The sequence below is a fragment of the Advenella mandrilli genome, assembly GCF_016595155.1.
Classification (GTDB): Bacteria; Pseudomonadota; Gammaproteobacteria; order Burkholderiales; family Burkholderiaceae_B; genus Advenella; species Advenella mandrilli.
This window is the reverse complement of sequence record NZ_JAENGP010000008.1, coordinates 94,544-118,453: the sequence shown is the minus strand read 5'-3', so window position 1 is coordinate 118,453 and position 23,910 is coordinate 94,544. Positions and strand designations below refer to the sequence as shown.

19 protein-coding genes and 1 pseudogene are annotated in these 23,910 nt (G+C 48.3%); 8 read left to right on the top strand and 12 right to left on the bottom strand.

From position 1 onward, the window contains the following. The first annotated feature begins 9 nt into the window (after nt 1–9). Both ugpE and JHL22_RS08145 read left to right on the top strand, forming a co-directional pair. Nucleotides 10–855 (top strand): sn-glycerol-3-phosphate ABC transporter permease UgpE, encoded by an 846-nt coding sequence (ugpE, locus tag JHL22_RS08150; RefSeq protein ID WP_200235823.1) that lies wholly within the window; start codon nt 10–12, stop codon nt 853–855. A 16-nt stretch (nt 856–871) separates the two neighbouring features. Continuing rightward, nucleotides 872–1,963 carry a sn-glycerol-3-phosphate import ATP-binding protein UgpC gene (locus JHL22_RS08145; protein WP_200235821.1) on the top strand — a complete coding sequence of 364 codons (1,092 nt, stop codon included), beginning with the start codon at nt 872–874 and terminating at the stop codon, nt 1,961–1,963. 135 nt (nt 1,964–2,098) lie between these two features. Here JHL22_RS08145 and JHL22_RS08140 read toward each other — a convergent pair whose 3' ends face one another. The 5 genes from JHL22_RS08140 to JHL22_RS08120 form a co-directional block, all read right to left on the bottom strand. Then, nucleotides 2,099–3,217, bottom strand: coding sequence for a high-affinity branched-chain amino acid ABC transporter substrate-binding protein (locus JHL22_RS08140; protein ID WP_200235819.1), 1,119 nt, complete (start codon nt 3,215–3,217; stop codon nt 2,099–2,101). A 182-nt stretch (nt 3,218–3,399) separates the two neighbouring features. After that, nucleotides 3,400–5,478 carry a PhoX family protein gene (locus JHL22_RS08135; RefSeq protein WP_200235817.1) on the bottom strand — a complete coding sequence of 693 codons (2,079 nt, stop codon included), beginning with the start codon at nt 5,476–5,478 and terminating at the stop codon, nt 3,400–3,402. A gap of 106 nt (nt 5,479–5,584) precedes the next feature. After that, complete coding sequence (locus JHL22_RS08130; protein WP_200235815.1) at nt 5,585–6,550, bottom strand: LysR substrate-binding domain-containing protein; 966 nt, start codon at nt 6,548–6,550, stop codon at nt 5,585–5,587. Nucleotides 6,551–6,679: 129 nt separating this feature from the next. Then, a complete protein-coding gene (gene recG, locus JHL22_RS08125) occupies nt 6,680–8,743 on the bottom strand; it encodes an ATP-dependent DNA helicase RecG (RefSeq protein ID WP_200235813.1) in 2,064 nt (687 codons plus the stop codon). Between the two features lie 29 nt (nt 8,744–8,772). Then, nucleotides 8,773–9,159 (bottom strand): Rid family detoxifying hydrolase, encoded by a 387-nt coding sequence (locus JHL22_RS08120; RefSeq protein ID WP_200235811.1) that lies wholly within the window; start codon nt 9,157–9,159, stop codon nt 8,773–8,775. 220 nt (nt 9,160–9,379) lie between these two features. Between JHL22_RS08120 and JHL22_RS08115 the strand changes: the two genes are divergently transcribed. The 3 genes from JHL22_RS08115 to JHL22_RS08105 all read left to right on the top strand — a co-directional run bounded on the left by JHL22_RS08115 (nt 9,380) and on the right by JHL22_RS08105 (nt 12,892). Beyond that, nucleotides 9,380–10,375, top strand: coding sequence for a Fe(3+) ABC transporter substrate-binding protein (locus JHL22_RS08115; protein ID WP_234041195.1), 996 nt, complete (start codon nt 9,380–9,382; stop codon nt 10,373–10,375). A 67-nt stretch (nt 10,376–10,442) separates the two neighbouring features. Next, entirely contained in the window at nt 10,443–12,116 is a 1,674-nt protein-coding gene (locus JHL22_RS08110; RefSeq protein ID WP_200235807.1) for an ABC transporter permease, read from the top strand. 5 nt (nt 12,117–12,121) lie between these two features. Further along, nucleotides 12,122–12,892 carry an ABC transporter ATP-binding protein gene (locus JHL22_RS08105; protein WP_200235805.1) on the top strand — a complete coding sequence of 257 codons (771 nt, stop codon included), beginning with the start codon at nt 12,122–12,124 and terminating at the stop codon, nt 12,890–12,892. Between the two features lie 9 nt (nt 12,893–12,901). Here the strand turns inward: JHL22_RS08105 and ntrC are convergent, their stop codons facing one another. From ntrC to rph, 6 genes are all read right to left on the bottom strand, one after another. Next, nucleotides 12,902–14,449: a nitrogen regulation protein NR(I) gene (ntrC, locus tag JHL22_RS08100; RefSeq protein WP_200235803.1), complete on the bottom strand. Its 1,548-nt coding sequence runs from the start codon at nt 14,447–14,449 to the stop codon at nt 12,902–12,904. Continuing rightward, a complete protein-coding gene (gene glnL, locus JHL22_RS08095) occupies nt 14,446–15,531 on the bottom strand; it encodes a nitrogen regulation protein NR(II) (protein WP_200235801.1) in 1,086 nt (361 codons plus the stop codon). Before glnL ends, ntrC begins: the two co-directional genes overlap by 4 nt. Nucleotides 15,532–15,574: 43 nt before the next feature. Beyond that, entirely contained in the window at nt 15,575–16,987 is a 1,413-nt protein-coding gene (gene glnA, locus JHL22_RS08090) for a type I glutamate--ammonia ligase (protein ID WP_200235799.1), read from the bottom strand. A gap of 189 nt (nt 16,988–17,176) precedes the next feature. Then, nucleotides 17,177–18,346 carry a radical SAM family heme chaperone HemW gene (hemW, locus tag JHL22_RS08085; protein ID WP_234041204.1) on the bottom strand — a complete coding sequence of 390 codons (1,170 nt, stop codon included), beginning with the start codon at nt 18,344–18,346 and terminating at the stop codon, nt 17,177–17,179. Between the two features lie 71 nt (nt 18,347–18,417). Beyond that, the gene (gene rdgB / locus JHL22_RS08080) at nt 18,418–19,023 is read right to left on the bottom strand and encodes an RdgB/HAM1 family non-canonical purine NTP pyrophosphatase (RefSeq protein WP_407926767.1); all 606 of its coding nucleotides are present in this window, start codon (nt 19,021–19,023) and stop codon (nt 18,418–18,420) included. Nucleotides 19,024–19,066: 43 nt separating this feature from the next. After that, a complete protein-coding gene (rph, locus tag JHL22_RS08075; RefSeq protein WP_200235795.1) occupies nt 19,067–19,816 on the bottom strand; it encodes a ribonuclease PH in 750 nt (249 codons plus the stop codon). Between the two features lie 143 nt (nt 19,817–19,959). Between rph and JHL22_RS08070 the strand changes: the two genes are divergently transcribed. Both JHL22_RS08070 and JHL22_RS08065 read left to right on the top strand, forming a co-directional pair. After that, a complete protein-coding gene (locus JHL22_RS08070) occupies nt 19,960–20,868 on the top strand; it encodes a YicC/YloC family endoribonuclease (RefSeq protein ID WP_200235793.1) in 909 nt (302 codons plus the stop codon). A gap of 432 nt (nt 20,869–21,300) precedes the next feature. Beyond that, complete coding sequence (locus tag JHL22_RS08065) at nt 21,301–22,284, top strand: Bug family tripartite tricarboxylate transporter substrate binding protein (protein WP_200235792.1); 984 nt, start codon at nt 21,301–21,303, stop codon at nt 22,282–22,284. A gap of 8 nt (nt 22,285–22,292) precedes the next feature. Here JHL22_RS08065 and JHL22_RS15945 read toward each other — a convergent pair whose 3' ends face one another. Continuing rightward, on the bottom strand, nt 22,293–23,294 hold the full coding sequence (locus tag JHL22_RS15945; RefSeq protein WP_234041194.1) for a YecA family protein: 1,002 nt from the start codon (nt 23,292–23,294) through the stop codon (nt 22,293–22,295). Between the two features lie 377 nt (nt 23,295–23,671). On the opposite strand from JHL22_RS15945, the pseudogene JHL22_RS08055 reads away from it, so the two are divergent. After that, a pseudogene (locus JHL22_RS08055) lies at nt 23,672–23,908 on the top strand (very short patch repair endonuclease); the annotation flags it as partial. Between the last annotated feature and the right edge of the window lie 2 nt (nt 23,909–23,910).

The following is a 23,910-nucleotide window of genomic DNA, read 5'->3' as shown; positions in this document are numbered from 1 at the left end:
GAATTCATTATGATTGAACGTCGTCCCTGGCTTGATTTACTGGCGCACCTGATCCTGCTTATTGGTTTGATTATTGTTGCCTTCCCGCTTTACATTGCTTTTGTTGCCTCTACCCAAACCGCCCGGGAAGTGACTAGTGCCCCCATTTCCCTGCTTCCTGGCACACACTTCCTTGAAAACTACGCGCAAGTACTATTTACGGGCAGTTCAGTACAAACCACACCGGTTGGCAACATGCTATGGGTGTCGTTTGTGATAGCCATGATTATCTCTATTGGAAAAATCAGCATTTCCATGCTCTCGGCATTTGCCGTGGTGTATTTCCGTTTCCCGTTTCGCATGCTTTGTTTCTGGATGATTTTCATCACCCTGATGCTGCCTGTAGAAGTTCGTATTTCCCCCACCTTTGAAGTGGTTGCCGGATTAGGGCTCACCAACTCTTACGCCGGGCTAACCCTACCGCTTATTGCCTCTGCCACCGCGACTTTCCTGTTCAGGCAGTTTTTCCTTACTATCCCCGACGAACTGGTCGAGGCCGCCCGCATTGATGGCGCCGGCCCCATCCGTTTTTTCAAGGACATTCTGTTTCCCTTGTCCAAAACCAGCATTGCCGCGCTTTTCGTCATTCAGTTTACCTATGGCTGGAACCAGTACTTATGGCCACTGGTCATGAAAACCTCTGAAGACATGACGCCCATTGTGGTGGGCATCAAAACCATGATTGGTGGTGGTGATAGCGTTACCGAATGGAACCTGGTTATGGCAACCGCCCTGCTTGCCATGATTCCACCTGGTCTGGTGGTTGTACTCATGCAAAAATGGTTTGTTAAAGGCCTGGTAGATTCAGAAAAATAGAAAAGGATTATTCACAATGGCAACACTCAGCTTTAAAAATGTCAAAAAAACCTATCCGGGCAATGTGGCCGTTATCCACGGCATTAGCATAGATATCAAAGACGGAGAATTTATTGTTATTGTTGGTCCTTCAGGCTGCGGTAAATCAACCCTGATGCGCATGGTCGCTGGCCTTGAAACGGTAACCGAAGGCGATATCCAGATCGATGCGCACAGTATCAAGCAACTTGAACCGGCACAGCGGGATATTGCCATGGTATTCCAGAACTACGCGCTTTACCCACATATGTCGGTCTTTGACAATATGGCCTATGGCCTGAAAATACGTAAAATGTCAAAAGAACAAATCAAGGAGCGGGTTCAGCAAACGGCGGAAATACTTGAACTGGACCACTTGCTTGACCGTCGCCCCAAGCAATTGTCAGGGGGCCAGCGTCAGCGGGTGGCCATGGGCAGGGCCATTGTTCGCGAACCAAAAGTTTTCCTGTTTGATGAGCCATTGTCCAACCTGGACGCCAAATTACGCGTACAAATGCGACTTGAAATACAAAAACTGCACCACCGACTTAACACAACCAGCCTGTATGTCACCCACGATCAGGTAGAAGCCATGACCCTGGCACAACGCATGATTGTGATGAACAAAGGCATTGCAGAGCAAATCGGCACCCCCATGGAAGTATTCGAACGCCCTGCCTCCACCTTTGTTGCCAGCTTCATTGGCTCTCCGCCCATGAATTTACTTAATGTCAATATTAATAATGAAGGAAAAATAACGACTGAAGATGGCACAGACTTGCCTGTCAATGGCATCCAGATTCCGGCATCAATAAAAGGAAGAAACCGTGCCATTATGGGATTCAGACCCGAACATTGCCTGCTTCATGAGACTGGGATACCGGTAAAAGTTGAAATGGTTGAAATACTGGGATCTGAACAGCTTATTCATGGTTTGATTGATCAAACAAATATTATTATCCGGCAAAACGTTCATGCCCATGTACCTGCACAAGCACCGCTTAAACCCGGCAATATCATTTATGTACGCCCGGATGGAAATCATGCCTTGCATTGGTTTGACCCTGAAACAACCCACCGTTTAAATTAAACCCGTTGACTGCATTGCAAAGCCAGTTTTTAAGCCAATGCATAAATTCAGTAAAAACCATTTAAATTGAAAATGCATTAAAAAACGCTACCTGATGTAGATAGCGTTTTTCGTGTTTAAAGGAATATGTCTGGATTATTTCACAGCCGTTTTACTGCCGTCTTTATGCCAGGTATAAATATCAAATTTAAAATCTTTAAGATCGCCTTGCTCATTCCAGCTTAGGTCACCAATAACAGTGGGCACAGAGTTGGCATGCAGATATTCAGCCACTTTCTCAGGATCGGTGCTATTGGTTTCAAGCATCGCTTTGATAATAGCCTGGGTAGCCGCATAAGAGGTTAACTGGAACGCACCGGCTGCATTGCGGCCTTTTTCTGTAAAGGCTTTAACAATATCCTGGTTTTCTGGCAGACTGGAATAGTCGGCGGGCAATGTTAACAGCATACCCTCAACCGCATCACCAGCAATCGCGTTAATTTCCGGGTTACCAGAGCCTTCTGGGCCCATGAAGGTCACACCAAGGCCTTGCTCGGCCGCCTGACGCATTAACAGGCCCATCTCGGGGTGATAGCCACCATAATATACAAAATCAACCCCTTGGGATTTCATTTTGGTAATAACCGAAGAGTAATCAGATTCACCGGCATTAATACCCTCGAACAAGGATACTTCTACATTGGCTTTTTTAAGGTTATCCTGAACTGAGCTGGCAATACCCTGGCCGTAAGATTGCTTGTCATGCAAAATAGCCACTTTTTTAGGTTTGACAGTGTCAATAATGTATTTGGCGGCAGCCGGACCTTGCTGGTCATCACGCCCGATTGTGCGGAAAACAAAGGTGAAATTCTTGCCATCGGTTACGTTAGGTGCCGTGGCAGAAGGCGTAACCATGACCACGCCCTGCTCATCATAAACTGCGGCTCCGCCAACGGTTGCACCCGAACAAACCGGGCCCACCACAAAACCGATTTCCTGGTTGACAACACTGTTCGCGGCAATGGGCCCCTGCTTGGGTTCGCAGGCATCATCAACTTCAATCAATTGAATTTGCTTGCCATTAACACCACCAGCGGCATTGGTAATTTCAACAGCGGTCCTGACACCCTCACGTACCATATCACCATATTGCGTAACGGGACCCGTTAACGGGCCCACCACAGCAATCTTGACATTTTCTGCCTGGGCCATGCCCATTGACATTGAAAGACCCAAGGCGGATGCCAACAAAGAAAAGCGGAATGATTTACTCATTTATTCAATCTCCAATTAGTATAACAATCACTTTGTAAGCATACACTGAAGCAGGCCGTTTTGTATATGGCATTAACCCGCAAAACCCCCGGTAAAAACAAGCAAAAAAATCACCCCCCTGCACAAAAAAGAGGGGGGTGATTTCACAAACGTCGTTATAAACGGCAACTTAAGTGTAAGCGTTAAGCACCCACTACGCCACCATCTTCACGCCAGACAACAACCGTAGCAGAACGAGGACGTCCGCCACTGCCTTCCTTGTCTTCGTTATCATCCATGGGCCATTTGGAAAATGCCATTGGTGCTTCCTGAGGCGTCACCTTTGGTGCTCGTGGGTGTTTGCCATATTCACCAGGGTGCTGGACGTTAACAAAAACAGCTTTGTAATCGGGTGTCCAGGTAATACCGGTAATTTCACATCCGGAAGGACCAACCAGGAAACGGCGGATTTCACCCTTACCTGCTTCTGTTTCTGGAATGGCAACCAGCATCTGGTTGTTTCCATTACCGGCAAAATTGCCTGCGTCAGAAAAATTGCCGTCTGTCTGGATCCACAAACGGCCGTCTTTATCAAATGCAAGGCCATCCGGGCTATTGAACAGGTTCTGGGCAGAGATGTTTGGTGTGCCTGCCATCAAGTTAGCGGGCTCTTTATGAACGTCAGGGTTTCCTGCCAGCACAAACACATCCCAGTCAAACTCACTGGCAGCGGCATCCTTGCCTGACTCATTCCAGCGAACGATCTGGCCATAGGGGTTTTTGGCGCGTGGGTTAGCATCATCAATGCCAGGATGCTTCAAGCCGTTTGTACCTTTACGTTCCTTATCACTACCGCGATCCGAGTTATTGGTTAAGGTAACATACACTTCCTGGGTATGAGGATGAACGGCAATCCATTCGGGACGGTCCATGGGGGTTGCGCCCACGGCATCTGCAGCCAGACGGGTTTTAACCAACAATTCACCCTGATCCGTGAACAACTCACCCAGTTTTTTACCATTCAGGCCAACCGTATCAAGGGTTAGGGCAATCCATTCCCCTTTTCCTTTCAGGTCTCCTGCCTGTTCGCCATCAGTAAACCGGGCAACATACAATGTTCCCTTGTCCAGCAAGGTGCGGTTAGCCGCTTTGTTGGCCGGATCAAACTTGTCATCCGAGACGAATTTATAAATATATTCGCTGCGTTGGTCATCGCCCATATAAACCACAACACGCTTATCGGCAGCCAGGGTCATGGCGGCATTTTCATGCTTGAAGTGACCCAGGGCAGTCAGTTTCCGAGGTTTTGATTCAGGATCGAAAGGATCAATTTCAACAATCCAGCCGTGACGCATCCATTCGTTGGGCTCTTCGGCCACATCAAACCGCTTGTCATGGGTTTCCCATCGGTAGCTATCATTAGACGCTTTGGTGGCCACGCCGTAGCGCTGCATCAGGGTACTGCTTTGAACCCCTTCTTTTTCGGTACCAAAATAATCGGTAACGTTTTCCTCACAGGTAAGGTAGGTATCCCACAAGGTATAACCGTTGCCGCAGTTGCCAAATGTCCCAAATACGACGGTACCGCTTGGGTCCGCATTGGTTTTCAATAGTGCATGGCCCGCTGCGGGCCCGGTAAGAACCATTTCTGCATCAAGGGCATTAATGCTGCGGTTATAGTTGGAATCAAGAACCGTTTTCCAGTCTTTGCCATCATGCCGAATATGTTTTACGCTAACGCCTTGTGCCCGTTGTGATTTTTTAACCCAGTCTTCATTCCAGTTTTCACCGGCAACACGCACATTGGCCGGAAAGAAATAGGCTGGATTAATGTATTCATGATTGGTAACCATCAGGCCTTCGGTGCTGCTGCCATTAATGGGAAAATAGTGCATGCCGTCATGGTTGTCACCCATTTGCCTGGCCTGAGCAGCGGCGTCATCAGTGGCATCGCCTTTCCATTTGGGAGAGTCGGTAAATAAAGGATCTCCCCAACGGTTGATGACCGCATAACGGTAACCTTCGGGAACCACGATTTTATCATCTGTGCTTGCCGCTACGGCCTTGAAGCTCATGGCGGAAACAGGAGCGGCAGAACCGGCCGCGGCAGACTGCGCACTGGCGGCAGCTGTATTAAGGGAAAGACCAAAAAACGCCATGGTGCTGGCACCCGCACCTGCTTTTAAAAAGCCACGACGGGCCTGCTGCTTTCCCAACAACTCATTCAATGACTCAGCTTTGCTGCTGTTACTTGGAATATCGTCACGATCAAGATCGCTCATGGGGTAAATCCTTTATTGACAGGTTACATAAAAACATGTCTTAGCGTAATAAAGGACTATGTCAGGCGTTTGACAACCCCCGCAATCGTTAGCAAAACTGTATGATTTAGGCTAAAACTACCGATAAAGCCTGGTATTTTTCATTAGGTAGCATTTTTACACCCGGCAACTCACAAGAAAAAACCGCTTGTGCCAGGGCATCGATAGCTGCACTTCTGGTAAAGCTGCGACGCCATGCCAATACAATACGACGATTGGGAACCGGTTTTGTAATGGGAATATATTTAACCAGATCATTTTCTGACACCGGTTTCTCTGCGACCGCGCTAACGGGCAATAAGGTAATACCCAGACCTGCTGCAACCATGTGCCGGATGGTTTCAAGCGAGGAGCCTTCGAAAGAACGCTGGATACCATCATCAGCAGCCGAAAAACGGGACATTTCAGGACAAACCTCCAGAACCTGGTCACGGAAGCAATGGCCAGAACCCAGCAAAAGCATGGTTTCCTGTTTAAGGTCTTCAGCACTAAGTGATTGTTCAGTGGCCCACTTATGATTGGCGGGTACCGCTACAATAAAATCTTCGTCGTACAAAGTCATCATTTCAAGCCCGGCATCTGGCAAAGGCAATGCCATAATGGCACAGTCAAGTTCTCCTTGACGTAACAGTTCCAGCAGACGAACCGTAAAATTTTCCTGCAGGATAAGGGGCATTTGCGGGGTTTGCTGGATTTGTACCGGAATAAGCTTGGGTAAAAGATAAGGGCCAATGGTATGAATAATGCCTACTTTTAGCGGCCCTGCCAAAGGATCATGACCCTGTCTGGCAATTTCTTTTAAGTTGGCACTTTCTTCAAGGACTTTTTGTGCCTGGGATATGATGCGCATGCCAATTGGTGTAACGCCCACTTCACTGCCCCCACGCTCGAAAATAGTAACGCCCAGTTCCTCTTCCAATTTTTTAATGGCGACTGAAAGCGTAGGCTGACTCACAAAGCATGCTTCTGCGGCACGGCCAAAATGGCGTTCCCGTGCAACGGCAATAATGTATTTCAGTTCAGTAAGTGTCACAATCTTTCCCTAGTAATAGATTTTCTCTATTATTTTAACAAATTTAAACTATCGAGATGGACACAAAACTGTAATCTTGTCAATATAAGTACTAAATTACGTTAAATCAACACGAAATATGACCAAATATCAGGTGCGAATATAATCTTCTTTTCCTCGCATCCAGCGATGAAGGTGTTTTTCCACCGCTTCGGGATAATTTTCACGCAATTCTTTAGCGGCTTCCCTGGCCTGCTCCACAATTTGGTAATCCGCCTCTATGTCAGCAAATCGTAACAAGGCCAGCCCCGACTGACGAACGCCCAGAAATTCTCCCGGGCCTCTTTGTTCAAGATCACGCCGGGCAATTTCAAACCCGTCAGTCGTTTCGTACATAGCTTTAAGTCGTTGCGAAGCCACTTTGGAAAGCGGCTGCTGGTAAAGCAGGACACAAACGGAATTGACTTGCCCTCTTCCTACCCTGCCGCGCAACTGATGCAACTGGGCCAAACCAAAACGTTCGGCATGTTCAATAATCATTAACGACGCATTAGGTACATCAACCCCAACTTCAATAACTGTTGTGGCCACCAGCAGATCAAGCTCATGCTGTACAAAAGCCGCCATGACGTTGGCTTTTTCCTGTGTATTAAGCCTTCCGTGCAATAAACCACTGCGTACATCATCCAGCTCTTCTTGCAAACGGGCATGGGTATCTACAGCGGTTTGCAGTTGCAAGGCCTCACTTTCTTCCACTAAAGGACAGACCCAGTACACCTGACGACCGTTTTTAACTTCTTGCCGGACATGTTCCAGCAACTCATCCCGCCGGTTATCAGAGAACAGTTTAGTCACAACAGGGGTGCGCCCTGGCGGCAGTTCGTCAATCACCGAAACTTCAAGATCGGCCAGAAAAGTCATTGCCAATGAACGTGGAATAGGTGTCGCACTCATATTAAGCTGATGAGGCACCATATACTGGTTTTGCAGCAGATGCTCTCCTTTGCGGCTTAAGCTTAAGCGTTGCCCCACCCCAAAGCGATGCTGTTCATCAACAATCATCAAGCCCAAACGATGGAAATTAATATTTTTTTGAATTAAGGCCTGGGTACCAATAATAAGTTGTGCCTGGCCACTGGCAATGGCATTGGTCGCTTCCTGTTTGGCTTTGGTCCGCAGGCTGCCACTTAACCAGGCCACTTCAATACCCAATGGTTCAAACCATTTTTTCATTTTGATGAAATGCTGCTCGGCCAGGATTTCGGTAGGTGCCATAATGGCAACCTGAAAACCATTTTCCAGGACGGTTGCCGCCGCCATGCCGGCCACAATGGTTTTACCGCTACCCACATCCCCTTGCAGTAAACGGTGCATGGGGTATTCCCGCTGTAAATCATGGTTGATTTCAGCAATGACTTTTTGCTGGGCGGCGGTTAATGAAAACTCTAGCCCCTTTAACAAACCGGCAGCCAGTTCTCCTGGCTGAATCTGCATGGGAAATGATTTTTTTTGCTGTCGGGCCGCTCTTGCCGCTGCCAACGCCAACTGTTGGGCTAACAGTTCATCAAACTTGATTCTTAACCAGGCAGGATGCAATTTTTGGGTTAATTCATCAGGGTCTGTGCCAACTGCCGGATGATGCAAGGCTTGAATGGACTGTGCAAAATTGGGCAGTAAGTATTTTTGTTGGATAGCTTCGGGTAAGGTGTCGGCAAGAACGGTTCGTGACAAGGCCTCCAAAACCGCCTTCCTGATGCTGGGCTGGGCTAACCCTTCGGTGGTGGGATAAACCGGTGTCAGAGTTTTGGGCAAGGCTTCTCCGGCCTTACTCATTTTGGGGTGGATTAATTCAAACCCCCACATGCTGCTGCCACGCACTTCTCCGCGAATACGAACAAGCCCGCCTTTTTCAAGCATTTTTTGCTGGCTTGGATAAAAATGAATCCAGCGCAGGGAAATTTGCCCGGTATCATCCTTAAACGTGGCAAGCAGTTGCTTCCTGGGCTTGAAAACCACTTCTGAATGGGTTACCACCCCTTCAAGCTGTACGCTCTGGCCAGGATATATCTGGCTTATTTTATGGATGGCGGTTTCATCTTCATAGCGTAATGGCAAATGAAGGACAAAATCAAAATCGTATTCCAGACCCAATGACTTGAATTTTTTATCCAACAGCCCGGACCTGGATGATTGGGGAACTACGCTGGCTGACACCTTGAAAATTGACCCATTAAAAAACTGGTTTACACAACAATAATAGCTTCAACTTCAAATTGGGCATTTTTAGGCAACGCACTGACTTCTACCGTTGAACGGGCCGGAAAAGGTTGTGGAATAAGCTCGGACATGACCGTATTTACAATACCAAAATTACGGATATCGGTCACAAAAAGGGTAAGCTTGACGATGCTGTTCAAGGAACCGCCTGCTGCATGAATAATCGCGGTCATGTTGGCAAATGCCTGCCTGACTTGTTCTTCGCAATTTTCAGAAACCAGATCACCCGTAGTAGGGTCAAGACCGATTTGGCCTGACAAATACACCGTGCTGCCAACCGGAACAACAACAGCCTGTGAATATGGACCAATTGCTGCAGGTGCTTTATCTGTTTGAATGATTTGTTTGTTCATGAGATCCCCTTTGTAGACCAATGGCATATTTGTTACTGAAACAGGTACCAATAAATAATACTGTAAATATATCAGCAAGGATAGCTATTATTTACTTTAAAAAAAATAGATTATATGCTTTAATTCTTAGCAATCTATTTAATAATCATTCTCATTCAACAATCAAGGATTATCTCGTATGATTTCCAGAAACACAATATTGAAAAAAAGCTTATTCACAATGAGTGCCATGACAATCAGTATGTCTGCCCTTGCTGCTGGTGAAGTCAATCTTTACACCACCCGTGAACCCCGGCTCATTCAACCTATTCTGGAAGCCTTTGAAAAAGATACCGGCATCAAAACCAATACGGTTTTTATTAAGGACGGTTTACCTGAGCGTATCAAGTCTGAAGGCGAGCGTTCTCCGGCTGACGTTTTAATGACCGTCGATATTGGCAGGCTGCTGGATGTTGTAGACCAGGATTTGGTACAACCGGTTGACTCAAAAACATTAAAAGAAATTATCCCGGAAAACCTGCGCGCTGCCGACAATACATGGTTTGCTTTTTCACTACGCGACCGGGTTCTTTATGCGGCCAAAGAACTAAACCTGGAAACCTTCACCTACGAAGACCTGGCCGACCCCAAATGGAAAAACAAAATCTGCATTCGCTCTGGCCAGCATCCTTACAACACCAGCCTGATCGCGGCCATGATTGCCCACAACGGCCCCGAGAAAACCGAAGAATGGCTTAAAGGGGTAAAAAACAACCTGGCCCGCAAGGCAGCTGGTGGCGACCGTGAAGTGGCCCGTGACATCCTGGGCGGCATTTGCGATATTGGTATTGGCAATGCCTATTATGTAGGACGCATGAAAAACGCCGAGCCCGGCAGTGAACAATACCAATGGGGAGAAGCCATCAAGGTCATTCGCCCCACCTTTGCCACCCCTGAAGACAGCGGTACGCACGTTAACATTACTGGTGCAGCTATTGCCAAATACTCGCCCAACCATGAAAATGCGGTCAAGTTTCTAGAGTATCTGGTCTCTGATCAGGCCCAACAGCTTTATTCAAAAACCAATTACGAATACCCGATTCGTAAAGGGGTTGAAATGGACCCGGTCATGACCGCGATTGGTGAACTGAAGGTGGACAGCCTTCCGGTCACTGAAATTGCAAAATTCCGTAAACAGGCCAGCGAATTGGTGGATAAAGTGGGTTTTGACAACTAAGCCCATAACTGATTTACAATAAGGGCGATGCGTTACATACGTATCGCCCTTTACTATTACTAAAAGCATGTCAGAAAACACCCTGCAACAACCACCATTAAAAAAAACACAATCGTTCAATGCTTCGACCTATCTTGTTCTTGGTGTTGCCCTCTGTGTGCTGGCCCCCGTGTTAACGTTGTTATGGCACGCCTTTTCCGGTAACTTCGAACACTGGAACGGATTGCTGCAAAACGTCATTCCAAATTCTCTGGGCAATACACTGGTGCTGCTGGTTGGTGTTGCCATTGTTGTTGCCTGCCTGGGCACGGGTAGTGCCTGGTTAACCACCGCATACCAGTTTCCAACCCGTTCCATACTCATGTGGGCCTTGCTGCTACCGCTGGCCGTGCCTACCTACATCATGGCTTTTGCCTATCTTGATGTCATGCATCCCCTGGGGCCCGTACAGTCTATTATTCGCGACCTGCTTGGCTACACCTCGCCACGCCAGTTCCGCCTGCCAGATATCCGTTCTATGGGCGGTGCCATTGTTTTGCTTGGCTTTGTCCTGTACCCCTATGTCTATTTAAGTACCCGCGTCATGTTTATGACACAGGCTGCCAACCTGATGGAAGCCGCCCGCACACTGGGCTGTACCCGTCGCGAAGCATTCTTCCGGGTGGTCATTCCCATGGCCCGCCCTGCTATTGCAGTGGGCATTAGCCTGGCCCTGCTAGAAACCCTGAATGACATCGGGGCTTCCGAGTTTCTGGGTATCCAGACGCTTACTGTTTCGGTTTACACCACCTGGATATCGCGCTCCAACCTGGCAGGTGCCGCGCAAATTGCTATTTTCATGCTCATTGTGGTTACCACCTTAATCTGGCTTGAGCGCCACGGACGGCGCCATCAGCGCTATGCGAACACACAACGCATGCATCCTATCCAGCCACAAAAACTGCGTGGCATGCAAGCACTTATCGCTATGGCTTTAGGCTGGTTTCCGGTTATTTGCGGTTTTATCATACCGGCCATTTATCTCATTGCAGAAAGCATAAAACGCCTGGAAGCGGTGGGGACGGTTTCCGATGACCTGATCAGAGGCACCTTCAACACGATCACGGTTGCGGCCATCGCTACCTTCATTACGGTGGCATGTGGCCTGTTAATTGCATGGGTCGTGCGAAATCCGCGTTTTTTTAGAATGGGAAAATTTATTGTGCGAGCCAGCAGCCTGGGTTATGCCATTCCCGGCACGGTACTGGCCATTGGCCTGTTAACGCCCTATGCCATCATAGATACCTTCATTTCCGATAGCTTGTCCTTCCTGTTCCAACTGCCACCACAGCTCTATATCATGGGTAGCATGAGCGGCATTATCATTGCGTATGTCATCCGCTTCCTGGCCATTTCCGTGGGTGGCATAGAAGCCGGGCTTTCACGTATTCCCCCTTCCCTTGAAAATGCCTCCCGTATCCTGGGCCACACGTCACGAAAAACCTTTTTCAAGATTCACCTTCCCTTGCTTAAGCCAGCCATTGGTGCCGCATCTCTGCTTATATTTGTAGATGCCATGAAAGAACTTTCTGCCACCTTATTGCTGCGCCCCCTGAATTTTGAAACCCTGTCGACCTGGCTTTATGCCGAAGCAGCCCGAGGTACTTATGAAGAAGGTGCCATTGCAGCGCTTATCATCGTTCTGGCAGGGCTGTTGCCGGTTATCATACTGGCCAAATCACAACTAAAATCCAACTATTAAAACCTATGAATCAGCTTCTCGTTCTGGATAAAATCAAACTGGCCTACCCGCAACAAAAACAACTGAAGGTCGTGGTTGAGAATTTTTCCCTTTCCTTGCAAGAAGGTGAGATTGGCTGTTTGCTGGGCCCTTCTGGGTGTGGGAAAACAACCGTCCTAAGGTCTATTGCCGGCTTTGAACCAGTTTATGAAGGTGAAATAAAACTGGCCAATATGGTGTTGTCCGCCCCAGGCAAAATGGTAGAACCAGAAAATCGTCATATTGGCATGATGTTTCAGGACTATGCCTTATTTCCGCATTTAACCATTGAACAAAACATTGCTTTTGGCCTGAAAAACAAAGACAAGGCTTATATTAAAAGCCGGACAGCCGAAATGCTTAGCTTAATCAACCTGTCTGACACCCGCAAACGTTACCCGCATGAACTGTCGGGTGGGCAACAACAGCGGGTTGCACTGGCTCGTGCCATTGCCCCTTCTCCAAAAATCCTGTTGCTGGATGAGCCATTTTCCAACCTGGACACCGACAGCCGTGAAAGACTGGCCTTCGAGGTGCGGGAAATCCTGAAAGAAAACAAGCTTAGTGCTATTTTAGTAACCCATAATCAAGCCGAAGCCTTTGCGATTGCCGATAAAATCGGCATTATGAGTAATGGCAAGCTCTTGCAATGGTCTACCCCCAACGAGCTGATCAATAATCCCAACAGCAAAGAAGTAAGTGACTTCGTGCGTCGCGACAGCCTGGCCAGCTTGCGTGAGCAGGCTTTTATGCGCTAATACACACCGTTAGTCGTCATCAAGCCCCAGCGCCTTCAGCTTGCGGGTAATCGTATTACGGCCAATGCCCAAACGAGTAGCTGCCTCGGTACGATGCCCGTGACAATAAGCCAGCGTAGTGCTTAAAGCGATTTTTTCAAACTCGGCAGTCAGCTTATCCATAATGTCCGAAGCATCCTGCGCCAGTTGTGCCTGCACCTCTTTTTCTAAAAGCTGCTGCCAGTTTGCTGCCGCCTGCTCTGGCAAGGAAGCGGTCATCGTGTTGGCCTTATCCACTAAAGGATGTGCAGCAACTTCAGGGGAAGGCATGCAAGCCTCACTGAAAGGTTCTGCCTGAACGGCATACCCCGAAGCGTGACCGGTAGATGAATCAAACACCAGGCCGTTTAACAGCTCGGGAGGCAAATCTGATTGTTCAATGACATTGGCAGGCGACATGACCGTTAGCCAGTGACAGAAATTTTCCAGTTGCCTGACATTACCCGGAAAATCAAAATCTTGCAGCACCCGCATGGCTTGCGGACTTAAGCGTTTGGCACTGACCCCCAAACTGGCCGCAGCAAGCCGAAGAAAATGTTTCACCAATGGGGGAATATCTTCTTTTCGCTCTCGCAAAGGCGGCACACGCAGGCGAATAACATTAAGACGATGAAAAAGATCTTCGCGGAAACTACCCTGCGCCACCCGGGTTTCCAGTGGCTGGTGGGTAGCGGCAATAATACGTACATCCACATTAACCGGCTGGGTACCCCCGATCCGGTAAAAACTGCCTTCGGCCAATACCCGCAACAGACGGGTTTGCAAATCCAGTGGCATATCGCCAATTTCATCTAAAAACAGGGTACCCCCGTTAGCTTCTTCAAAACGCCCCCGTCGCAAATGGCTGGCCCCCGTAAACGCCCCCCGCTCATGACCAAACAATTCCGCTTCCAGTAAATCCTTCGGGATCGCAGCCGCATTTAGCGCCACAAATGGTTTGTGTGCACGTACGCCATGCTTATGCAAGGCTCGGGCAATCAACTCTTTGCCGGTGCCCGACTCCCCAGTAATTAACACGGTTACTTTGGATGGTGCCAGCCTGCCAATAGCCCGAAAAATATCCTGCATTGACCGGGAAGACGACTTGCTCATCATCTTATCAACAGAGTCACTCTCAACGATTGGAGCATTGGCATCGACATCGGCTGGGTGCTGCCCCCCCTGCTCAACCGCGCGCGCAATCAGGGCCAGCGCTTCATTGATATCAAAAGGCTTGACCAAATAGTCAAAAGCGCCCCCTTGAAACGCACTGACGGTGCTATCCAGATCAGTGAATGCCGTCATGACGATCACATTAAGATCGGGATATTGTTGCTTGACCCGCTGAAGCAACTCAAGACCCGACATATCCGGCATCCGGATATCGGTAAGCAGAACATTCGGGCGCTCGGTTTGCAGGGCTAGCAACAAGTCGTCTACCCGCTCGAAGCAACGGGCTTGCACGTCCGCCTTTTGCAAAGCCTTGTCCAGTACCCAGCGAATGGCCTGGTCATCATCAATAACCCATACTTTTTTCATGCGGCTTCCAATGGTAGCAATATCCTGAATTCTGTTTTGCCCGGCACCGAATCAAATTCGATCAGCCCGCCATGCTGGCGAACATACTCCTGTGCCAGGCTTAGCCCCAGTCCGGTTCCATCAGCCCGTCCCGTAACCAACGGATGAAAAATGCGATCGTGTAGCGCTTCTGGCACACCGGCACCATTATCAATCACCGACGCCACCAACACCAGGCGGTGCATTTTATTCAATAGTAAGTGCCGGTTAAGGATGCGGGTTCTTAAGGTAATGGAAAGCTTGTCCTTGTTTTTTACGGACAGTAATGACTGGGCAGCATTTCTGCCGATATTAAGATAGGCCTGAAGCAGCTTGGCCATATCCGCTTTCATATTAGGTACCGAGGCATCGTAATCACGCACAATCGTAATATCATCGCGATACTCTGCTTTCAGCAAGGCATACACACGCTCACACACCTCGTGGATATTAATAACAGACAAAAACAGATTATCCTGCCCCGGCCTGATCAGTCGATCAACCAGCTCCTGCAGGCGGTCGGCCTCGGCAATAATGACCTGTGTGTATTCCTGCAAGGCAGGATCAGACAGCTCCATCTCTAGTAACTGCGCGGCCCCTCTTAGTCCTCCCAGGGGGTTTTTAACCTCGTGACCCAGATTACGAAAGGTTTCCTGATGAATTTCCAGCTCTTTGATCAAGCGTTCATTGCGCTCGGCCAGCGTGTGCTGTTCAATTTCACGCACCTCAAGAATCACGCACCAGGCCTGCTGGTAAAGCCTTTGCAAAGTGGCGCTAACCAGCAATTTTTCTTGCCCCTGATTTTTAAGCAGACCACCCATCAAACCAAATGAACTGAATTCCCCATTCAAAATGGCCTCAAAAGCATGCTCAAACGCATGTTCATCTTCAAACAGCCGCCAGGCAGCCAAACCTTCCAAAGACCGACTTGAGCGTTCCAGCAAATGTTGGCCTGCATTGTTCACCCACCGGATCATGCCATCCTGGTCTAACATGAAAACAGCCGTGGCAAGCAGATCAAATGCCTTGCAGTCTTGAAACGTGACAGGAGAAAACCCGTTCATGTGTATTTCCTCTCCTGTCATACTCTGTTAGCTATTTGTGTGCTTACAGCGAATAATACATATCGAACTCAGCCGGGTGAGTGGTCATACGTAAACGGGTCACTTCCTGCATTTTCAATTCCAGATAGGCATCCAGCATTTCATTGCTGAACACCCCACCGCGTGTCAGGAACTCACGATCGGTATCCAGGGCAGCCAGGGCTTCTTCCAGCGACGCTGCCACGGTTGGGATTTTTTTATCCTCTTCAGGTGGCAAATCGTACAGGTTTTTATCGGCCGGATCGCCTGGATGAGTCTTGTTCTGAACACCGTCCAGGCCTGCCATCATCAAGGCAGAAAACGCCAGGTACGGGTTAGCCAATGGATCAGGGAAACGGGCTTCTACACGACGTGCCTTGGGATTGCCCACATAAGGAATACGGATAGAGGCAGAACGGTTACGTGCAGAATAAGCCAGCTTTACCGGTGCCTCGTAATGAGGGACCAGACGCTTGTACGAGTTTGTACCCGGATTGGTAATGGCATTTAGCGCGCGGGCATGTTTGATAATACCGCCAATGTAGTACAGGGCAAACTCAGACAAGCCCGCGTAACCGTTACCGGCAAACAGGTTTTGGCCATCTTTCCAGATAGACTGGTGGACATGCATGCCTGAGCCGTTATCACCCACCACTGGTTTGGGCATGAAAGTGGCGGTTTTACCATAAACATGGGCAACGTTATGAATGGTATATTTCATAATCTGGTTCCAGTCGGCACGCTCTACCAAGGTACTGAATTTGGTCCCAATTTCAAGCTGCCCGGCACCGGCCACTTCGTGGTGATGGATTTCTACCGGCACACCTTGCTGCTCTAGCAAGACACACATTTCAGAGCGCATATCGGCAAAAGAGTCTACCGGTGAAACAGGGACATAACCCCCTTTAACGCGGGGACGATGGCCATGATTGCCATGCTCTGACTCTTCACTGCGTGACCAGTAGGCCTCATCAGATTTTATTTTATATGAGCAGCCGGACATATCATCTGTCCAGGTAACCCCGTCAAATACAAAAAACTCGGGCTCGGGACCAAAATAAGCGGTGTCTCCCAGACCACTGGCTTTCAGATAAGCCTCGGCCCGTTTGGCCAAAGAACGGGGGTCACGCTCATAGCCCTTGAGATCGGAAGGTTCAACCACATCGCAGGTCAGAATAAGGGTTGGCTCTTCACGAAACGGATCAAGACGGGCCGTATTGGCATCGGGAATCAGCAGCATATCCGAGGCTTCAATGCCTTTCCAGCCGGCAATTGAAGAACCGTCAAAGGCCTGTCCAGACTCAAACTTTTCTTCATCAACCATTTTGGAAGGAACAGTCATGTGATGCTCTTTACCAAGCGTATCAGTAAAGCGGAAATCAACAAATGTGACTTCACGTTCACTCATCAATCTCAGGATATCTTGTGGGGTTGTCATGTTTTCTCCAGGGAAATCGTAATAGCAAGCCTTTCAGGCCATTCGATATAAGTAAAGCAATAATCGTGCCAATTGTTTGTGCACGATTATTTGCCAATTACATTATTATCGCAGCATCTTAAGGTATCAATACAGAAATTTTTAGCACCAGATTGGTGCAAATGAAACGGAATGCGTCATATTGGTGCGTTACAGGAATATACCCTGCAAATCATTCAGAAAACGCCAGCCAAGCGGTGAGGCCTTGATACGCATGGGATCGGCATCTAACAAACCCTTATTAAGCGCCTGTTCAAGTTGCCGGCTTATGCCTGCCAGCGACAGGCTGGTGCGTTCTTCATAACAGGATACCGGCACGCCATTTTTCAGGCGCAGCGCGTTAAGCATGAATTCAAACGGCAATTCAGTGCTATCCAATTCGCGCTCTTCAGCCAGATGAGAGCCATCTTGCAACAGCGCCTTTTCCATCCAGGAATCGGGGTTGCGTACTTTTGCCGTGCGCACTATCCGGTCATGAAAACTAAGCTTTCCATGTGCGCCGGGACCAATACCAATGTAATCACCAAACTCCCAGTAATTCACATTATGTTTTGCCATTGCCCCGGGGCGCGCATAAGCGGATACTTCATATTGTTCAAACCCCTTTGCAGCGGTTAGCTCTATAAGCATGTCTTGCAAAGCGGCACTGGTATCGTCATCGGGCAGGCCCGCCGGCGGATACTTGGCAAAAATCGTATTGGGCTCCATGGTTAAGTGATACAAAGACAGGTGCTCTGTACCAAAAGACAAGGCCATCTCAAGATCTTTTCTACAGGACGCCAGCGTTTGGCCGGGCAAGGCATACATCAGGTCAAGATTGACGCGGTTTACCGCCTTTTGGGCGATTTCAATCGCTTCAATAGCCTGGCGGCTGTCATGAATCCGTCCCAATATACCCAAGGCCGTATCATCAAAGCTTTGTATGCCCAGTGAAATGCGATTAATACCTGCTTCGGCATATTGCTTAAAGCGCAAGGCCTCGGCCGTGCCCGGATTGGCTTCCAGGGTTACTTCGGTATCGGGCCAGATATTTAAATAATTACGCAGCATGGACATCATGCGTTCCACCGCTTGTGCGGAAAGCAGGCTGGGCGTACCGCCACCGATAAACACCGTATGAATTTGCCGCCCCCATATAAGAGGCAGGGTTTGTTCAAGATCAGCCGCCAGGGCATTTAAGTAGCGATCTTCGGGCAACTCGCCCTTTTGCGCATGCGAATTGAAATCGCAATAAGGGCATTTTTTTACACACCAGGGCACATGAATGTACAAAGACAGCGGCGGCAAGCCCTGGGTAAATGAAATGGCCCGATTGGCCATCCCACCCACCTGTTTCCTGGTGCGGGAAAGCTCGGGAAAAACAGGAATAATTTCTTTCATGATGTGCTAATTTAAGCCTGCAGTTCGGCAAGCAGTTTTTTCAAGGCAATTGCCCGATGACTTTGCCGGTTCTTTACTTCGGGTGCCAACTCGGCCGCTGTACAACCCAGTTCGGGCAGATAAAAATACGGGTCATAGCCAAAACCGTTACTGCCGGCCGCCTGGGTGGCTATTTCACCTTTCCAGACCCCTTGGGCAATAATGGGGCATGGGTCGGCCTCAGACCGCACAAAAACCAGCAAGGCAATATAAGCAGCAGAACGATCGCTTTGATTGGCCAGCTCTTTAAGCAAACGCAGGTTATTGTTCTGGTCTGATTTCTCTTCCCCAAACAAGGTGGCGTAACGGGCTGACAGCACACCCGGCGCACCACCCAGGGCGTTAACCGTTAAACCGGAATCATCGGCAATAGCAGGCAGGCCGGTACACTTGCTGGCGTGGCGTGCCTTGGCCAGGGCATTTTCAACAAACGTATCAAAAGGCTCTTCGGCCTCGGGCACGCCCAGCTCTCCTTGGGGAACCAGCGTTATTCCCAATGGTTCAAACAATGCTTTGAACTCTTTCAGCTTACCCTGGTTATTAGAGGCCAGTACCACTTTTCCCTTGAAACTTACCACAACAATTCCCGTTTTTAATTCACTAAATACTTATTCAACCTACTTATTCAACCGGCCAGGCATCTTGCTGAACCCGCAACAAACTGGCAATGCCTTTCTCGGCCAGCATAAGCAGGCTATCCAGTTCCTGACGGCTGAAAGCCAGCCCTTCGGCCGTGCCCTGCACCTCGACAAACTGGCCACTACCTGTCATAACGATATTCATGTCGGCATCGCAACTGGAATCTTCTTCATAATCAAGATCCAGCACAGGATAGCCCTTGTACATGCCCACAGAAATGGCGGCCACCCGGTCTTTAAGCGGGTTTTCCGGTATTTGCCCGGTTTTAAGCAGGTGTGAAACCGCATCAGCCAGGGCAATCCAGGCACCGGTAATACTGGCACAACGGGTGCCGCCATCGGCCTGAATCACATCACAATCAAGATGAATAGTACGCTCGCCCAGCTTTTCAAGATCGATAATGGCACGCAGGCTACGGCCAATAAGACGCTGAATTTCCTGGGTACGGCCACTTTGCTTGCCGCGTGCCGCTTCGCGGTCGCTACGGGTATGGGTAGACCTGGGCAGCATACCGTACTCGGCCGTGACCCAACCTTTTCCCTGCCCTTTCAAAAAAGGGGGAACCTTGTCCAGCACACTGGCATTGCACAGCACATGCGTGTTACCCATTTTAATCAAAACAGAACCTTCGGCATAAGGCGTATAGGAACGCTCAACCTGCACATTTCGCAAGCCATTGGGTTCCCTGTCCGAAGGTCGTTTGAAGTCTATTGTCAGATCATTGCCTGGCATGCTTTCACCTATATAATTTACGTTGGTAACATTGTAGTATGTGGGCATTGGAAAATGGGCATTTCTTTAGCGTTTCTTTATTATCCAATGTGCATTAACATAGCACAGCAAAAAATTCACCAACCTATCCTTTGGAAATATTTATGATTCAAAGCATGACTGCTTTTGGCAGCGCACAAACCGAGTCGGAATTGGGTACCATTACCGTAGAACTGAAAAGCGTAAACAGCCGTTATCTGGATTTGAACTTCCGCATTCCCGATGAACTGCGACAAACCGAAAACGGCTTGCGTGAATTGTTAACCGGCAAAATCAATCGCGGAAAACTGGAAGCGCGGGTTTCCTTTATTAAAAACCAGGGCGCAAGTGCCCTTTCTGTTGACCCGGCATTATTGCAAAACATTGCCACCCTGCTGGCAGACGTTCGTGTTGTCATTCCCGACACCGAAGCCCCCCTATTGACAGACCTGCTTAATTGGCCCAGCCAGAAAGCCAAACCTGACTTGGCGACCGACTGGCACAAACAATGCCTGGAAACCGCCCGACTGGCCATTGAAGAGTTTATTATCGCCCGCCAACGCGAAGGCGAACGGCTTGCCAGTGCCATGCGATCTTACGCCGTCGCTATGACGGACATTGTTAATACCGTTGAAACCCTTCTGCCCGACGTACATGCCGAATACCGCACGAAACTGGCCACAAAACTGCAGGAAGCCCTTGACGCTGCCTGCCCCAATGGTTTGCAGCACTTAAGCGGCGAAGAACTGTCGGCCCGCATCGCCAGTGAATCGGCCCTGTTTTCATTGCGCATTGATGTAGAAGAAGAGATTACCCGCCTGCGTTCCCATATTAAAGAACTGCAGTTGCTGCTGAATGGCAACACCAACAGCAAACAAAGCACTGGCAAACGGTTTGACTTCCTGTTTCAGGAAATGAACCGGGAGGTGAATACGCTAGGTTCAAAATCCAGCTCTTTGGAAATTACCCAGGCCGTGATAAACCTGAAGCTGTATATAGAGCAATTGCGCGAACAGGCGCAGAATATTGAATAAATAATTAGAATAAATAATTAATTTAAGGGCTGCCACACACTGGCGACTGGCTTGTTGGATTTGGCCAGCCGCTGGATTGAGCGCTAACTCAAAAAATCAAATTTTCCAACCTAAAACCTGCCTGATGAGCGCCAGTTGTGCAAACCCGATTTACATGGAACTGCGGTAAATAGCAAAGCAATTCTTTTCAGCCATATACTTTTTGCTATGGCAGACAATTAAATTTCATTTCAAATTGTATCGCCATTCATCCATAATAGTGTTTTATAAAAATCAGCTTAAAACAGCAGGCAGACATATTCCCTATCAAGATAACCGCCCAAGCAATCCCATATTGTTATAAAGCGGCCCATAAAAAAAGAAACATGTCACCACATTACAAAAATCCACTTTAATGACAAGTATTTATAAATTTTGGCCTCAGGAGACCCCATGTTATTTTTCAAGAAAACCACGCTAATTGTCGCTGCTTTATCTTTTGCCTGCATTGGCAATGCCGCCCAGGCCAACACCGACTTTCCACAAAAAACAGTTACCCTGTACAGCGCATTTTCAGTAGGGAGTGGCCCGGATGTCGTCTTGCGCATACTAAGCCAGGAGCTGGGCAAAATCTGGGGCCAACCGGTGATTGTAGAAAACCGTCCCGGTGGTGGTGGCTTCATTGCGCTGGAAGCCGTTAGCAAGCGCCCTGCCGATGGTTATTCTTTACTGCAACTGGATAGCGAGCATGTTTCTGCCCTGCCACACCTGTACAAATCGCGCAACTACTACCCACGTGAAAAGTTTGAACTGGTAGCCTCTTTGTTTTACACGCCTTTCATGATTGCCGTGAGCGATAAATCCCCCTGGAAAAACATGACAGACCTTATTGACGCTGCCAAAACCAAACCCGATAACGTCACCTACGGTTCCTGGTTTGTAGGCAGCCCCGGCCACCTGGGAGGTGAATGGATAGACTCGCTCACTAACACAAAAATGCTGCATATTCCCTACAAGGAAGTCAGCCAGCTATATACGGCCGTTGCCAACAGCGAAGTAGACTGGGCCTATGGCACGATTCCTTCCACCCGTCCGGTCTATGACAGCGGCAAACTGCGTTACCTTGCCATTGCCGCCCCCAAACGCCACCCCCTGTTCCCTGATGTGCCTACGGTTGCTGAGGCCGGCGGCCCAGCCGAACTGGATGTCAACTCTATCGTCTCCCTGCTAGCCCCCAAAGGCATTCCAGAAGCCGTACGTGACAAAATCCAGGCCGATGTAGCCAAGGTGCTGTCTAATCCTGAAGTGGTTAAACGCTTTGACTCTTTCGCTTTTGACCCGCTAACCTGGCCATTAAGCGAATTGGGACAACGCCTGGATCAGAAAGAGGAGACTTATAAGGGATTGATTCAGAAAGCGAATATCAGTCTGGATTGATAAGCCAACTACTTCACCTCGAAATGAAACGTTTGCATCAATAAAGGCTGTATGCCGCCCTTTCCTGGCAAACGTTCCTTTCCGGAAAAGCGTCCTGGATTTCTGGTAATAAATCCCCAAAATTCCAAAAAACGCTTAATAAAGCGTGATTTAATGCAAATGCCCAAGTACGCTTCAGGCGTACCAAACTCATTGGGTGGAAACTGACTCACCAACATAGGAAAGGCGGTGCACACCTCTTTAATCATTTGGTTAATAGCACCACGACTTTGCAGCCGCCATAACATAAATAACCAAAATGGCCGCAGGTCAACATTATCATCAAACCCATCCATGTAGTTCCAGTTGAATTTGGTGGCAGCGACTTCCAGCATAGGCAGGAAAAAAGCGTTGATACCCTGCGTTTGATGCTGTTTTTGTACCGTTTTTTTAATGTGATAACGCCCTTTTCTTAAATAAATAATGCCGGCAAGATCGGCCAATATGCGTGTGTAATGCAGGGCATCAAATTTATCTTCGTTACTGCCCACGTAATCACTAATACTGGGTTCCGTTTCAAATTCGGCAATGGCAAACTCAGGCAACAATTCGCTAGCTTTTTTTACCAATTTCGCCGGCAAGTTTCCTTTAGCAGTTGCTTTAAAAGATCCATCCTGCTCCATGGCTTCATCTAAAATCAATTCCAGATAACGCATCACAGGACTGCCCGATAAATCGTCTGGCGTACGAATGGTGAGCAATTCCAGCTCATTAAACGGCGCATTCATCCAGTTAGCCAGTTGGTTAGATGAAAGACCACAAAACTCGGCCCTGGGCTGATTGTTTTGTTGCATTGTTTTGTGCTGGATCAGGGCATTTAATTCATCCAGACTCAAGTTTGGATTCATGGCCAGCGCCTGCTCAAGACTGTCAACCAGTTGCGCATGAGGCTTTGGGGCATTATCAATACAACAATGTTTATATTTTTTTCCACTGCCGCACGGGCATGGGTCATTTCGTCCAATTTTCATTTTAAGTTGCTTTGTACTGTTTGATTTTTGCAGCTGTTCACATTAATCATTTTCACATCCATCTAACCCACTGCCAGCTTAGCAGCTTGGTGCCACATAAATGGTGGCATTGGTGTTTTTAAACGCCAGGTGATATTCATGGGTTGGGACCCTGTGTGTGAAATATACTCAACCTCACCAAAATTCACGAATCCCATCGTTCGATTGTATTCATCTTTGGTTTATTTGTTAATGGTCATTATGAGAAAACCATGGTATAAAAATCATGACTTTATAACGATATGACTGCCTCCTTCCCTAAATAACTGTTATTTACAAACGTCAGGGATTTTAAAACCTGCCGAAAAAAACAAGGGACGATCACATACGAATCCATCATGACAGATATCATGGACAAGGCCAGCCGGAGCCGCTTAATGTCCGGCATTCATAGCAAAAACACCAAGATCGAAATCCTGATTAGAAAAGCGTTGTTTGCCCGTGGCTTCCGTTACCGACTTCATGTGAAAGATCTTCCAGGCAAACCTGATATAGTATTGCCTCGTTACAAAGCCTTGATATTTATCCACGGGTGCTTCTGGCATGGCCACAATTGCTACATTTTCCGCTTACCCGC